The organism is Photobacterium sp. MCCC 1A19761 (genome assembly GCF_037389125.1).
In the GTDB taxonomy this organism is placed as follows: domain Bacteria; phylum Pseudomonadota; class Gammaproteobacteria; order Enterobacterales; family Vibrionaceae; genus Photobacterium.
Genome location: NZ_JAZGTF010000004.1, coordinates 56,907 through 70,801 on the forward strand (window position 1 = coordinate 56,907; position 13,895 = coordinate 70,801).

The following is a 13,895-nucleotide window of genomic DNA, read 5'->3' on the forward strand; positions in this document are numbered from 1 at the left end:
TCAAGTTTTCCTAAAGACATCACAGAACAGCAAAATATCGCTTGCGTTATTCCACATTCCCATCATTCAGATTTCCATTCATCGAGATACGGGCCCCAACACCAAACAATGTTGAGCATCCAAGACCTGATAACGAGTCCACAATGAAACGCTTGAGTGCAAAAAAAACGTATTTCCAGGATGGGACAACCCGCACGAGCGCTCATATTTCAAGTGACATGAAGAAGAAGTCACCGGATGAGGGTAGGCCGAAGTTTTTTCTCACGGCTGAAGGTGTTTTTTCTTGCCCCGCGGCCGGGGCAATGTTAGTATCCGCGCTCGATTTACGACATCGAGTAAGGTCGCATTACTCGATATCTTATTTAGTTAATTTAAAGAGATTTTAAGATGAAATTTGAAGCAGTAGTACGTACTGACCTGGGTAAAGGTGCGAGCCGCCGCCTACGTCACGAAGGTAAATTCCCAGCAATCGTTTACGGTGGTGAAGCAGCACCAGTTGCTATCGTCCTGAAGCACGATGACGTGATCAACAAAATGGATGAAGCATCTTTCTACGAAGCGATCACTCTGGTAATCGACGGTGCAGAAGTTCAGGTGAAACCACAAGACATCCAACGTCACCCGTTCAAGCCAAAAGTTGAGCACATGGACTTCATCCGCATCTAATGCGAGTTCATCTCATCGAAAAAAGCGCCCTTGTGGCGCTTTTTTTATTTCCGAATTTGATTCGTTGATCAACACCGGTTACTCATCAAATAAAGAAGTCTGAGGATTTTCAGCGGCCGCTACCGGTTGACTCTGATCCTGTACCTGCACCGCAATCGCCTGCCTTCGCAAACGGAGATATCGCTGACGACACAAGCGGATGGTGTTGCGCTGCTCAGCCGCGGTCATCTTCTGCCAGTTAAAACGCTCTTCCCGATTGCGCATGCAGCCCTTACAGTACCCGCGCTCATTCACCTGGCACACGCCCACGCACGGGCTGGGAATAGAAAAAAATTCCAGCTGTTCCATTCATCCTCCCGTACTGACAGTATTCTAATGATCATAGACCGCTTAATCATAACCCTCTCGATCATCGCCCTTTGAACATAGCCCTTTGCTCGTAGCCCTCAATTCAGCAGCAACATGCCTGCGGTGACACCCCGTCATCATCCTGAGGCGAAGACGTGTTCCGAGACCCTGTCCCCTGCATTTGAAGCCGTTCCCGGATCATACTAAACGAAAAGAAACCGTCTGGAAAAGCCATCCGGGCCCAGGGGGCGGCTATCGCGGCTAAAACAAACCCAACTGCGGCGCGGTGATCTCATCAAAGTGTTTGCCGATAAACGGTAAAATTCCGTCTGCAACCGGTTTGAGCTGTTTTTCAATATAGTGGTGATAATCAACCGTGCTCTGCAAGGCTTCTATCGGCTCCGGACCGTTCAGTGTGATCAGATATTCGATCCAGCCACCGTTCTGATATTGCAGCGGCCTGCCCTGCTGACGGTTCACTTCATCGGCCATTCGCGCAGCCCGGACATGCGGCGGCACGTTTTTCTGATATTCAGATAAGTGACGACGTAACCTTTTGCGATATACCAGCTTGTCATCAAACGCCCCACTGTTGGTCTGCTCGACGTACTGGCGCACATAGTCTTCCACATCCAGGTTATGGAAGACGCGATGATACAGCTGCTGCTGAAACTCTTGGGCCAGCGCAGTCCAGTCGGTCCGGACCGTTTCCAGCCCTTTGTAGACAATGGTTTCCTCGTCGCCTCGCTTCACCAGACCGGCATAACGCTTTTTGCTGCCGGTTTCCTGGCCGCGAATCGTCGGCATCAGAAACTTGTGATAATGCGTTTCATATTCCAGTTCCAGGGCCGATTCCAGGTTATAGGTTTGCCGCAGATGCTCCCGCCACCACTGGTTAATATATCCGACCAACGCTTGCCCGATGGCATCGGCGTCCGCCCCGTCATGAGCCCGTTTTAACGACACAAAAGTCGAGTCTGTATCGCCGTAAATCACTTCATAACCTTTGCCTTCAATCAGCTCGCGGGTCGTTTTCATGATTTCATGACCCCGCATGGTAATTGACGACGCCAGCCGGTGATCAAAGAAACGACAACCCGATGAGCCCAGTACGCCGTAAAATGAGTTCATGATGATCTTAATCGCCTGAGAAAACGCTTTTTCCCCGTCACGCTTGGCCTGATCCCGGGCCGACCACAAAGCTTCGATCATTTCCGGCAGGAAATGTTTTTCCCGATGGAAACGCCCGCCCCGAAACCCGGCAATAGCTTGGTCGTCGGCCTTGCCCTCTTCGAGCAACAACCCTTCAACCAGCCCCAGCGGATCGATCCGGAACGAGCGAATAATGGAGGGATACAGCGATTTGAAATCCAGCACCAGCACCGAATCATACAGGCCCGGTTTGGAATCCATGACGTAACCGCCCGGGCTGGCAATCCAGTTGTCGCTATCGAGGCTGGGCGCAACATATCCGGCCCGATGCAACTGTGGCAGATAAAGGTTGGTAAACGCGGCAACAGATCCACCGACCCGATCCAGCTCTACCCCGGTCAGCCGGCTCCGCTCAATGGCAAAATCGAGCAGATGCGTTTTTTCAAAAATCCGCGTGACCAGTTTGCAGTCCTGCAAGTTATAGCGTGCCAGTGACAGCTTGTCGTGACGAAACATCTGGTTGATTTCCGCCATGCGGTCATGCACGTTGTGGATCTGCTTCCCTTCCCCCAGCAATTCCTGTGACACCGACTCCAGCGACCAGGAACGGAAATTGTAGGTTGCCGTTTTCAGGGTATCGATCCCGTCCAGCACCACCCGTCCCGGTACCGTGATAAACCCCTGATTGGGGTTCTGGCTCGACTGACGCCAGTGCGGAGTTTGTCCGCCCCGCCCGATCCGCAGCGGCAGTTGGTGCCACTCGGCGCGTTTCATCAGCAAACGGCAGTCAAAATCAATCACATTCCAGCCAATGACAATATCCGGGTCAAACCGGACGAACCACTGCTCCAGGGCCTGCAGCAATTCTTTCTCCGACGCAACCCACTGGATCCAGTTCACCGGCTCATCATCAGGTTTCGGCGCCCCGACCATGATCACCCGGCTGTCCATCTCGCTATGCAGCCCGACCGAATAAAGGATGCCTTTCTCAGAACATTCTATATCCAGAGAAACCACTGACAGCTGGGGAATATAGTCAGCGGCTTTGGCCTTCACCTGCTGAAAATCGGTATAACCGGCCCGGGCCTGGCTGACACCGGCAAAAGCAATTCCGCCGCGAATAAACCGTTCCATTAAATAGCGATCCGCCAGACGAATATCGGCTTCAAAGGGCTCAATATGCTCGCTGCGAAGCAAAGCCGCCCCTTGCAGACTGTCCCGGACCGTCTGGCTGTAACAGCCATACATGCGCCGATGTTGAAAGTTTTTCAGGGGCAAGGGACGCCAGGTCGCCGGGATCCCGGCCTCGCGCAGCAGCCGCTCCGCCTGCGGATAATCCTCCTCAGGAATAAAGCAAACCGGATGATCTCCCTGCACCACCAGGCGGCACGGTCCTTCATCCGTTTTGACCCAAAGCACGATCTCAGTCTGACCGCGCGAATCTCTGCTCTGCCTGGTCAGCACAAAGCCTGTTCGTTGCGTTTGCAAAAATACCTCAGAAAACTTCCGGTGACATCAGCAGGCAGGCGATGTCCATCAACCGATCTTACGATCAATTTTATCAAATTCAGCCGCGATCCAGCCGCCGAACGACTCAACCATAAACAGCGACGCTTTTTTCGGCACCTGGGTCCGCTCCACCAGGATAAACAAACGCTCGATTTCAAGGATCTTGTCAGGATAGTGCCGCAGAAAAGCATCCGCACACTGCGGCAAAGAGAGCGCTAAACGTTGCTCACGATGCATGACGAGTGAATAGCAGCTCCAGAGCATTTTCCGGGCGACCGCTTCACAGTAATCGAGATAATTCGCCACCACTTTGGTGGCCATAATTTTGGTGCGGTATTCACCGAGCTCCGCTTTGATATCCCCGTTCATCGCTTTGGCAATGTCCCAACTAGCTTCAAAGCAACCGAAGCGGCTGGCCAAATTGTCGCCATACAGACAGAGACAACAATGTTTGAGCCAGAAACCCCAGCTAAAAATCGCGTCCAGCGATAATACCTCTGCCAGATCGCCGACTTTCAAATCCACTTGGGGGATGATTGGGTGATGCGAAGCAATCCGCCACCGTAAGGTACTCAGAACCGACTGCTCCGAGGCATTCAGCGGCCGCTCCAGAATCAGCGTCAGGTTCAAATCCGATTTGCCGGGTCTCGCTGCGCGTCGGGCTACACTGCCGTGAACATAAATGCTGTGCAGATTTTTGCCCAAACCGGCCTTGAGCTGTTTCACAGCATCCAACAGGACCGGCAGATATTCATCCTGAAACGGCGTTGTGCCGTCAATGACAGGGAGAGTACGTGCCACGCTTTATCCTTTCCAATTGATTACACGATCAAGAATGGTGTTTACGGCTCGCAATTCTAGCAAATCATGCCCCCTGAACGAATCACTGCGATCGATTCGCTGCATTTTTCTCGTGGTACTGGCGTCTCTGTCACCAAGTTGCTCAAAACAGCGCAGATCCCGGAGATGAAGCCGCCCTGCGCACCCAGCCTGCATTATATGCGGCCACTGAATACGATTCGGCACTGACGAGCCATCGCATCTTGATGCCGTTTCAGTATATAATTCAGGCTCACTCACACTTGAGATTTAACGAGTTTATGGATACATCAAACCTGATCGACTATGACGATGTCATTGACGCGGCTTACGATATTTTTCTTGAGATGGCTGCCGACAGCCTGGAACCGGCGGACGTGATCCTGTTCACCGCCCAGTTTGAAGACCGCGGTGCTGCTGAGCTGGTTGAAACTAAAGACGACTGGGCCGAACATGTCGGGTTTGATGTCGATAAAGACGTGTTTGCCGAAGTTCGTATCGGACTGGTGAACGAAGAAAATGACGAGCTGGATGATGTCTTCGCCCGCATGCTGGTCAGCCGCGACCCAGACAATAAGTTCTGCCACATTCTGTGGAAGCGCGACTAACGCCGATTCGGCTAGCACGATGATACGAACACAAACAAAAGGGAGCCAGCGGCTCCCTTTTGTTTGTGTTCGACAAGGCGTTTGTGCCCGTGTCGGTTGTATTCAACCATCAACCACCAGACGCGCCTTGGTCGGTTCACGTTTACGCCATAATCGGCGCGTCCTGACGATGCCCGCGACGAACCCAAACCAAGCTAAAGGCCACTAGCAACGCCATCACTGCCATCACGATCCCCAGGCTCAGTTGATCATTCACGCGCATCAGCGACGCGGCTAAAGTTGCCAGCCCCGCCCCCAGGTTCTGCAAGCCACCCAGGATCGCACCGGCCGTTCCTGCATGATGCGGAAACGGTTCAATCGCAGCCGTCGTGGCTGCCGGGAACAGAACACCGGCCCCGATAAAGTAGATAAAAGCACCGCCAATCAGTGAACTCACCGTCACGAGTCCCGCCAGGCCCGGCAGCAAGATCGTCCCGGTCCCCAGGATCACTGCGCACATCCCCAGGAATAGCACCCGTGCGCTGCCCAGGCGCTTCATCAGCCGAGCTGACATCCAGGACCCGGCCAGATAACCCGGCAGCGGCACCACAAACAGCCAGCTCACCGTTGTCGGGTCCAGTTTGAGCACACTGCCAAGCAATACGCCCGCCGCGGCTTCAAAGACGGCCAAGCCGGCAAAGGTCGCCACCAAGCACAAAACATACCCCTGAAAACGACGGCTCGACAACACATACCGGTAACTCTGCCATACCCGCTCGTTCCGACGCCGCTCTGCCGGTAGCGTTTCCTTAAACCAAGCCATCATCGCCAGCGTGATCACCGCACCGAAAATCAGCAGGAAAACATAACTGGCGTGCCAATCGAATGCCGAGGATAAATAGCCGCCCAGCACCGGCGCAATCAATGGCGAGAAGATGACTCCCATGCTCACCAGGCTATTGGCCCGGTGTAATTGATCACCGTCATAGCAGTCCCGGGTCACTGTCCGGCACATGGCCCCACCACACCCGGTGCCAATGCCCTGAACAAAACTGGCCAGCAGAAACAAGTCATAGTTCGGCGCCAGCAAGGCGCCCACGGTGCCAATCAGGAAGATCGTCATCCCCATCAGGATCACCGGTCGACGACCGATGCGATCAGATAACGGGCCATAGATAAACTGTGATAAGCCGTAAGGGATCAGGTATGCAGCCATCACCGCCTGCAAGTAGGAGGACTCGACAGCAAAAAAGGCAGACATGGCCGGGATCGACGGCACATACATGGTCTGGGTCATTTGACCGGCCGCCGCCAGAATGATTATTAAAAATAACAGCTTTGCCATACCGGCAGCAGAAGATTGCTGGAACACAACCTATCCCTCATCACAGAATAAAATAATGAAAACTTGTCTAAAACTGAGAAAAACAGCCAAAAGGCAGGATAAAACACCAAATCTAAACAACTGGTAAAACTTGATACTCAGTTTTTGCGGATACTTAGATTCAAGTCCTGTTTTACGCTGGAGATACTAATCCGGAAGGTAATAACTGGCAAGCAATTAACTCAGCGTCAGCACGAAAGTTTATTATGAATTGGATTAGTATATCTAATGAATTGGAGCGAATTCAGAGCATGTTTTCGCTCGTTAATGTGAAAAAAGACAATAAAAAAACCCTGCCAGGCAGGGTTTGATGATTCAGGCTGAATGTCGCTTTAATCGAAATTGAACCGGTGCTTACCGTGGCTGGCTTTGGTCCGCAGGTACTGCTCATTGCCTTCTTTGACATGCGCCTTAGTCCCGACAACTTCGGCAATCTCAATCCCGTGGTCTTCCAGCTCTTTGATCTTTTTCGGGTTGTTCGTCACCAAACGGATGGTTGAAATCCCCAGTGCTTTCAGCATAAATGCCGCTTCACTGAAATCCCGCAGATCGTCGCCAAACCCCAAATGGTTGTTGGCTTCATAGGTGTTCATGCCCTGGCTTTGCAACTCATAGGCATCAATTTTGTTATAGAGGCCAATCCCGCGTCCTTCCTGACGCAAGTAGAGCAGCACACCGCCCTCTGCCCCCATTTTTTGGATCGTTTCATCCAACTGCTCACCACAGTCACAACGTGAAGAGTGAAACACATCGCCGGTCAGACACTCTGAGTGCATCCGAACCAAAGGCGGGACAGATCGTTTGTCCGCCTCTTGAAAAATCAGGGCAACATGCTCTTTCCCTGATTCAAGGCCGTTGAAAGAAAGTAGTTCGGCCGCGATGTTACTCTGCAAGCCCACTTTAAAAGGCACACGTGCCCTTACATTCACCATGTTGTTCCTAGTATTTCCGCATCAGCAATGAGACCCGAACGAATACAGTGCCAGCGCACCTCGTCTGCCTGAAGCAGCCATTCGTCCCGTCCATCATTGCCGGTCATGTGACTTCATGTCCAATTACCATCCTAAGTCGTTGATTAAGATGTTCTGGGGCAATTGAACACGCCTTGGTATGGCCTAGATGATATCTAAAATTATTACACTAAAACAGCGCAACCGTGGTCCTTCGGCGCATCAATCCAAGAGACGCAACGCTCTGTGCGCACGAATTGTTATGTTATAACAATCACACCCACAGATCATTATGCACTGATGTGCAATCCTGCGATGAGAAAGAGCACCGAACAAATGAACCAGTATCAGACCGTTTTCCATGCAGCGAAAACGTGCGGTCTCCGTTCAACATCGTGTCGGCAGACACGCTTGCGGTGCTATTTTCAAGGTATTTATTCAAGATCGACATTCAAGTGCTACATCAAGCGATAACGACGCTCTAACGCCGGATGAAGAAACGTGCAGACGGACAACAGCGTCAGGCAGATCACTGTGCCCATAATCACCAGCATTCTCCCCCAGTTGTCTCCCATCATCAGACGATCGACCAGCATCTGGGCAGTGATCATCACCCAGCCAGACGCCACGGCCAATGTCGCCAACTGGACGAACCTTGCTGCCCACGCCTGTCGGACGCACAGGGCAGCTGGGAGCAGCAATAAACACAAAAACCAGCCGATCTCACCACCCCGGAGAAAGTGTGCCGCCAACAGCCAAAAACTCAGCACATTGGCCGATAACAGTCCAATGACGGACAACCTGTCATTGTTGTGTGCCATATCTGCTCCCGTTCATCACTTAGCAATTAAGTTGCAAATAATATACACCTTAATCGAACGTCACGGAACGGGCTCTCGGTCACATCATCACCGGACTGGGTGAGTCGACGATAATTATGGGCGCTGCGCGATGATCACTTCCTGCTCATCGGCCAGCCGGATCAACCGATCCAGGATCCGCTCACCATCCGCGCGCAGCCCGTTATGCTCATATTCGTTGGTCATCCAGGCTTTGGCATTGCCTAACTGACGCAACGTGTCGCAGCTGTAATCAAACTCGACATACATATCTTCCACATAAACAGCAGCAGAAACCGGCACCGGGTTATTCGCCAGCTGCGTCGGATCGTAGAGCTGCGGCCAATCGGATTTCTCGGCCAGGATCTCCGCAGCTGCTTTCAGGGGCTTCAGCGCGTCGAGTTGGTCAAACATCCAGGGGTAGACCATTTCGCCAGTGAAGCAAAACGGCTGGCCCGACGTATACGTGCACTGCGGGTACTCATCCCGGACTCGGTGTGCTGACCAACTGGAGGCACTATGCTGACAATAAATCGCCTCATGCAAAATCGCGTAAATCGGGTTGGTCTGGTAGGACTGCTCTGCCAGCATGGCATTGAGGAAACTATAGCTGAGGGTCGGCTGACCATCGACGTCGACAAAGGCTTGTTCCAGCAGATGATACAAAGCAAGCCCGCCACCGCTGCGGCCCAGGTTAATCCCGATCAACTGAAATTGCTCAACGGTAAAGCGCTGACCGTTCGGCAACCGGACATCGTTTTGCAGTAAGTGATCGGCAATCTGGCAACACAACAGCTGAGCCTGGGGGAACTGAGCAAAAAACGCCGCGTTCTTATCCAGCACCCGCTGGTAAGTCGCACGATAGACATCATCTGCATGTCGGGTCAGCGGCGGGATCCCGCCAGTGATATAGGCCCGACTCAAGCTGCCCGGGTACGCGGATAAATAAGTGAGAATGCAAAAGCCGCCAAAGCTCTGGCCTAACAGCGACCATTGCGCGATCCCAAGCTGAACACGAATCGCCTCCGCGTCACGGACGATATTGTCTGCCCGGAACTGGCTCAGATACGCAACCTGCGCATCTACAGATTGACCGGCCAGGGTCTGAGCACTCACCACCTGGCTATTGCCGGTTCCCCGCTGATCCAGCAACAGCACCCGATATTGTTGCAATGCACGCTTTAACCACCCCGCATTGGCCTCAGGACGTGGCGACGGAAATCCCGGTCCCCCCTGTAGATACACCAACCAAGGCAGATCCTGGTCTTGTTTGTCTTTGGCAACAACTTCGCGGGCGAATACTGAGATGGTCTCCCCTTCAGGTTGCGCGTAGTCCAGAGGCAGTTGGAATTGGTGTGCGCGGCACAACATCCCATCGACAACATAAGCTGACTGCACGATATACTCCTTGTCTGTCGGATTGTCCGTTTTCACGGGATTGATTGGTCAAAGTCGTATCATATCAGACAGATACCCCACAGGCATCCGGCGACCAGCATCACGCCGCTCGGAGAGACATCGAGAAATGAGTATCGCGGGCCGATGAAGCCAGCAGAGCACTAGCGAAACAGGGTGGTTTGTGCGTTGAGCAGCTCGGCGAAGTGTTCCAGGAACTGGCGCCCGACGAGCCGGCCTTCCCGGTAGTCGACTTCGAGATCATCCTTGTCACTGAGTAACGCCCGACTGCGCAATGCCCGCTCCGGGGCGATTTGGATCACTTTCAGTCCATCCGGCGGCTCCAGTAAGAACTGGTTCAGATCTTCGTAAGTCCGATAATAACGGTTCAGCATTTCGATAATTTCGGTACTTTTTCCCTTCCCGGTAATAGCCAGAAAGCGTTCAATGTTATCCGCCGACAGCAACCGCCACTGACCGCTCTTCTCCACAGCGCCTACGGGTTCAGGCGTCGCGGCCACAACCTCGATTTCAGCCTCGATTTCCGTCGAAGGGAGCACCACATGGCTTTCCGGAAACGGCGCATCGTCAGCTTTCACAGGTTTGTCATGCCAGCCTTTCCATTGCTCGAATCGCTGGGTTAGATCGGTGCGGAGCGCTTTGACCTTATCTAACGACTGGTTCAGGCTCAGCTTGTCGATATACTCCGGCAGGACCGCTTCAATTTTCTCCCGCCAGTCGTTGAATGCACCGGTTTCTTCACCCTTCGGACGCTGTAACGGCTCGGTCCGGACAACGATCACTAAATCTGCACCCCGGTGCCAAGCTTCTTTTACCGGAACCGCAGCACTGACACCACCATCCACCCACTCCAGCTCACGTAAACTGACCGGCAGGTTATACAGCACCGGAATTGCACAAGAAGCCCGCAGCACTTCCTGCCAGTCATCCTGGAACATCGGCAGATAAATATCTTCAAGCGTATCTTTACGGGTTGCGCAAGCCAGCGCCGTACGATGACGCAAGACCTGCCGGGCGGTTGCAAGATCCAACTGCAAGGGCCCATGTTCTGCTACCCGCTGCAATGCCCAATCCAAATTCATGGGTTTTTGCTTGCTCAGATACTTATAAAGGTTAAAGAATTCGTTTTCCGTGGTGTAGTCGACGATGAAATGATAGCCAAACTTCTGTTGGCGACTAATAAAAGAGGAGAGATTCAAAGCACCGGCGGAGGTGCCGATATAGAGTTCAAAGGGGTCGAACCCGGCTTCAAGAAATGCATCAAAGACACCCGCAGTAAAAATACCCCGCTGTCCACCGCCCTGGACCACCAAGGCAATTTTGCGGTTACGGGTGCCACTGAGTTTCGCCGAGAAACTGTTAACACGTTGTAAATCAAGATCGCTTAAACTAAAAGGCAGATGATTCATCGAAGTCACTCGTGTCAAAGTTCGTTGGCCACGTCAAGCTGACAGCGTATCACCGATAGTCTAATTGATACAAAAATCATCAAAAGCCCTTGTAGAACAAGGGCATTACATGGTGACCGAGATAATCCCGAAGCTTAACAGCACGCTCATCACAATCACAGCAGTAAAGAGCGCTAGTTTTAAATCGAATTCCATGTTTATTTCCCTACACAAAGCAATGTTTTAACACATTATTAACTCTAATTGGGGGTCAGTTCAAGCTTATTTACAATAAAAGCGCATCATTTTCCGAATGCTGTCACAATTAACTTAACTTAGATCAAAGGAAACTTATCAAGCTATGAAGGTACTGCCTCTTGCATCGGTGATAGGTCTGCTGATGCTCACAACAACGTCTTCCCTTGCCGCAGCGGACAATAACGTTTATGTCACGCCTTATGTCGGCTACAGCTTTTCTGAATCCGCTACTGACGAAAACGGAAACAAGGTTCGGGTTCAGGATGATCCTCATTTCGCGCTAGCCCTGGAAACCGATTTGGACAACGGCCGGGTCGGGTTATTTATCAGCCACCAGCCAACCGAAGTGAAAGGAATTCAGGGCGATGGCTCCCTGACCTACGTTCATTTCCAAAGTGCCGTTCGCTACCAGAGCTATCCCCAGGTCGATACCATATTCGGCCTGTCGCTGGGCACCACAGTCTCGCAAGTCGACTGGTTAGATGAAGATTTACTGTTTTCTGCGGGCGTTTTTACCGGTGCCGAATATAAAATCAGTCACAACACCCGTCTGGTGTTCGAAGCACGGTGGTTAGCAAACCGGCTCGACGGTCAGTCGAAACGGGCCTGCCAAGTGCAAGGCAGCGGTGCAGACTGCCTAATTCGTTTCGATTCTGAATGGCTTAGCCAATGGCAAACCAATCTCGGGCTGAGCTTTTCTTTCTGAGCACATACTCTAAAGGCTAGATTATCTAGCCTTATGCCACCTCCGTATTAAGAACAGCTGTATTTTGATGATTTAACAGTCAGAGTCATCCTTTTCTAAAAATAATATTTCTCCCTATCGAGTTGTGGAACATTAGTTAGATCCTCTAATTATTCCATTTACCCATCTAATTTAGCTTATCTGTCCTACACTCAAACAAAAGTTAACACTAGAACCTAACAGGGTTAACAAACCTACACTCTATTGCTTTACATTCTTAGTCTGGCTAATCTCAAACCAAGAGCGTGGTTGTTCAATCCAGAACCCACGTTACAGGAAGTAAAAATTCAGAATAATTAACTTTGATTCCAAAGTTACATAGAGAATTGAAGTGCATAAGGAGATGCTTATGAAGCGTGAACAATGGGGCTCCCGTACCGGGTTTATCCTGGCAGCGGTCGGCTCCGCAATCGGTCTGGGGAACATCTGGCGATTCCCGTATATGGCTTATGAAAACGGCGGCGGCGCATTTTTTATTCCTTACCTTTTCGCCATGCTCACTGCCGGTATTCCATTTATGATTATGGAGTTCAGCCTGGGTCATAAACTCCGTGGCGCTGCGCCACGTGCTTTTGCGAAGGTTGGCGCTAAGTTTGAATGGCTGGGTTGGTTCCAGGTTTCTATTGCAAGTGTGATCGCCGTCTACTATGTCGCCATCATCGGTTGGGCAATTTCCTACCTGGGCTACTCGTTCACCCAGAACTGGGGCAGCGACACCAACGCCTTTTTCTTCGGCGAGTACCTGAAGCTGGGCGACAACACCCCAACCCAACTGGGTAGCCTGCAATTTCATATCGCGATTCCAATGGCCATTGCCTGGGCGATCACCTTTGCGGCGATCTTTACCGGCGTCAAAGGCGGGATCGAACGCGCCAGTAAGATCATGATGCCGCTGTTATTCCTGTTGGTCCTGGTCCTGATCAGCCGCGTCGTGTTCCTGCCTGGCGCTCTGGATGGTCTGAACTATCTGTTCCAACCGGATTTCAGTAAAATTCTCGATGCCAAAGTCTGGTCTGCAGCCTATGGCCAGATCTTCTTCACCCTGAGTGTCGGCTTTGCCATCATGATTGCCTACTCCAGCTATCTGCCAGAAAAATCAGATATCAACAACAATGCGTTTATGACGGTGTTGATTAACTGTGGTTTCTCCATCACGGCAGGTGTCTTGATCTTCGGCGTACTGGGTTACATGGCACAAGAGCAGGCGAAACCGCTGACAGAAGTCGTTTCGGCTGGGGTTGGCCTGGCGTTTGTCACCATTCCGGCGGCTATCAACTTACTGCCGGCACCGTACATCCTGGGTCCACTGTTCTTCCTGGCCCTGGTTGTTGCAGGCCTGAGCTCGCACATCTCAATCCTGGAAGCGGTCACGTCGGCCATCATTGACAAACTGCATTGGTCCCGGAAGAAAGCGGCCACAGTGGTATGCGGGATCGGATTTGTCGTGTCGATGGCCTTCGCCACCAATGGCGGCCTGCTACTGCTAGATTTGATCGATTACTTCATCAACAACGTAGCCCTGCTGACCAGCTGTCTGATTGAACTGCTGATTATCGGTTGGCTGTTCAAAGCGGCTGATGTTCGCAGCTACACCAACAATATTTCGGAATTCTCGGTTGGAAAATGGTTTGAAATCTGTATCCGCTTCCTGAGCCCTGCCATGCTGGCGGTGATTCTGGGAACCAACCTAGTGAATACCTTTAACGAAGGCTACGGTGGTTACGCGGTTTCTGACCTGATGCTACTGGGCTGGGGACTGGTTGCTGCGATGTTTGTCTTGGCGGTCATCATCAATCTGGCATCCAAAACCCACACTCACCAGGAGGCATAAGTT

13 protein-coding genes are annotated in these 13,895 nt (G+C 51.9%); 4 read left to right on the forward strand and 9 right to left on the reverse strand.

All coding sequences use genetic code 11. From position 1 onward, the window contains the following. Positions 1–387 precede the first annotated feature (387 nt). Positions 388–666: a 50S ribosomal protein L25 gene (gene rplY, locus VV869_RS06850; protein ID WP_337734244.1), complete on the forward strand. Its 279-nt coding sequence runs from the start codon at positions 388–390 to the stop codon at positions 664–666. A 78-nt stretch (positions 667–744) separates the two neighbouring features. Here the strand turns inward: rplY and VV869_RS06855 are convergent, their stop codons facing one another. The 3 genes from VV869_RS06855 to VV869_RS06865 all read right to left on the reverse strand — a co-directional run bounded on the left by VV869_RS06855 (position 745) and on the right by VV869_RS06865 (position 4,476). Beyond that, a complete protein-coding gene (locus VV869_RS06855) occupies positions 745–1,014 on the reverse strand; it encodes a DUF1289 domain-containing protein (RefSeq protein ID WP_337734245.1) in 270 nt (89 codons plus the stop codon). 261 nt (positions 1,015–1,275) lie between these two features. Next, positions 1,276–3,654, reverse strand: coding sequence for a DNA polymerase II (locus VV869_RS06860; RefSeq protein WP_337734246.1), 2,379 nt, complete (start codon positions 3,652–3,654; stop codon positions 1,276–1,278). A 48-nt stretch (positions 3,655–3,702) separates the two neighbouring features. Continuing rightward, a complete protein-coding gene (locus VV869_RS06865; RefSeq protein ID WP_337734247.1) occupies positions 3,703–4,476 on the reverse strand; it encodes a nucleotidyltransferase domain-containing protein in 774 nt (257 codons plus the stop codon). Positions 4,477–4,775: 299 nt separating this feature from the next. On the opposite strand from VV869_RS06865, the gene VV869_RS06870 reads away from it, so the two are divergent. Then, positions 4,776–5,102: an HI1450 family dsDNA-mimic protein gene (locus tag VV869_RS06870; protein WP_261602550.1), complete on the forward strand. Its 327-nt coding sequence runs from the start codon at positions 4,776–4,778 to the stop codon at positions 5,100–5,102. 142 nt (positions 5,103–5,244) lie between these two features. On the opposite strand, the gene emrD is transcribed toward VV869_RS06870, so the two are convergent. The 6 genes from emrD to cydH all read right to left on the reverse strand — a co-directional run bounded on the left by emrD (position 5,245) and on the right by cydH (position 11,274). Beyond that, positions 5,245–6,426 (reverse strand): multidrug efflux MFS transporter EmrD, encoded by a 1,182-nt coding sequence (gene emrD, locus VV869_RS06875; protein ID WP_337734388.1) that lies wholly within the window; start codon positions 6,424–6,426, stop codon positions 5,245–5,247. Between the two features lie 371 nt (positions 6,427–6,797). After that, entirely contained in the window at positions 6,798–7,397 is a 600-nt protein-coding gene (locus VV869_RS06880) for a GTP cyclohydrolase II (protein ID WP_337734248.1), read from the reverse strand. A 476-nt stretch (positions 7,398–7,873) separates the two neighbouring features. Beyond that, positions 7,874–8,236 carry a hypothetical protein gene (locus tag VV869_RS06885; RefSeq protein WP_337734249.1) on the reverse strand — a complete coding sequence of 121 codons (363 nt, stop codon included), beginning with the start codon at positions 8,234–8,236 and terminating at the stop codon, positions 7,874–7,876. 114 nt (positions 8,237–8,350) lie between these two features. Then, a complete protein-coding gene (locus VV869_RS06890) occupies positions 8,351–9,652 on the reverse strand; it encodes an alpha/beta fold hydrolase (RefSeq protein WP_337734250.1) in 1,302 nt (433 codons plus the stop codon). Positions 9,653–9,813: 161 nt separating this feature from the next. Continuing rightward, positions 9,814–11,079: a patatin-like phospholipase family protein gene (locus VV869_RS06895; protein ID WP_337734251.1), complete on the reverse strand. Its 1,266-nt coding sequence runs from the start codon at positions 11,077–11,079 to the stop codon at positions 9,814–9,816. 105 nt (positions 11,080–11,184) lie between these two features. Further along, complete coding sequence (gene cydH, locus VV869_RS06900; protein WP_337734252.1) at positions 11,185–11,274, reverse strand: cytochrome bd-I oxidase subunit CydH; 90 nt, start codon at positions 11,272–11,274, stop codon at positions 11,185–11,187. A gap of 145 nt (positions 11,275–11,419) precedes the next feature. On the opposite strand from cydH, the gene VV869_RS06905 reads away from it, so the two are divergent. After that, positions 11,420–12,022: a hypothetical protein gene (locus VV869_RS06905; protein WP_337734253.1), complete on the forward strand. Its 603-nt coding sequence runs from the start codon at positions 11,420–11,422 to the stop codon at positions 12,020–12,022. 388 nt (positions 12,023–12,410) lie between these two features. After that, a complete protein-coding gene (locus VV869_RS06910) occupies positions 12,411–13,892 on the forward strand; it encodes a sodium-dependent transporter (protein WP_337734254.1) in 1,482 nt (493 codons plus the stop codon). Positions 13,893–13,895: the final 3 nt, after the last annotated feature.

Bases quoted from the DNA above. Each gene is read 5' to 3' on its own strand.
- VV869_RS06895 (WP_337734251.1), bottom strand. From the start codon at position 11,079: ATGAATCATCTGCCTTTTAGTTTAAGCGATCTTGATTTACAACGTGTT.
- VV869_RS06880 (WP_337734248.1), bottom strand. From the start codon at position 7,397: ATGGTGAATGTAAGGGCACGTGTGCCTTTTAAAGTGGGCTTGCAGAGT.
- VV869_RS06910 (WP_337734254.1), top strand. From the start codon at position 12,411: ATGAAGCGTGAACAATGGGGCTCCCGTACCGGGTTTATCCTGGCAGCG.
- VV869_RS06885 (WP_337734249.1), bottom strand. From the start codon at position 8,236: ATGGCACACAACAATGACAGGTTGTCCGTCATTGGACTGTTATCGGCC.
- emrD (WP_337734388.1), bottom strand. From the start codon at position 6,426: ATGGCAAAGCTGTTATTTTTAATAATCATTCTGGCGGCGGCCGGTCAA.
- rplY (WP_337734244.1), top strand. From the start codon at position 388: ATGAAATTTGAAGCAGTAGTACGTACTGACCTGGGTAAAGGTGCGAGC.
- VV869_RS06855 (WP_337734245.1), bottom strand. From the start codon at position 1,014: ATGGAACAGCTGGAATTTTTTTCTATTCCCAGCCCGTGCGTGGGCGTG.
- cydH (WP_337734252.1), bottom strand. From the start codon at position 11,274: ATGGAATTCGATTTAAAACTAGCGCTCTTTACTGCTGTGATTGTGATG.
- VV869_RS06905 (WP_337734253.1), top strand. From the start codon at position 11,420: ATGAAGGTACTGCCTCTTGCATCGGTGATAGGTCTGCTGATGCTCACA.
- VV869_RS06870 (WP_261602550.1), top strand. From the start codon at position 4,776: ATGGATACATCAAACCTGATCGACTATGACGATGTCATTGACGCGGCT.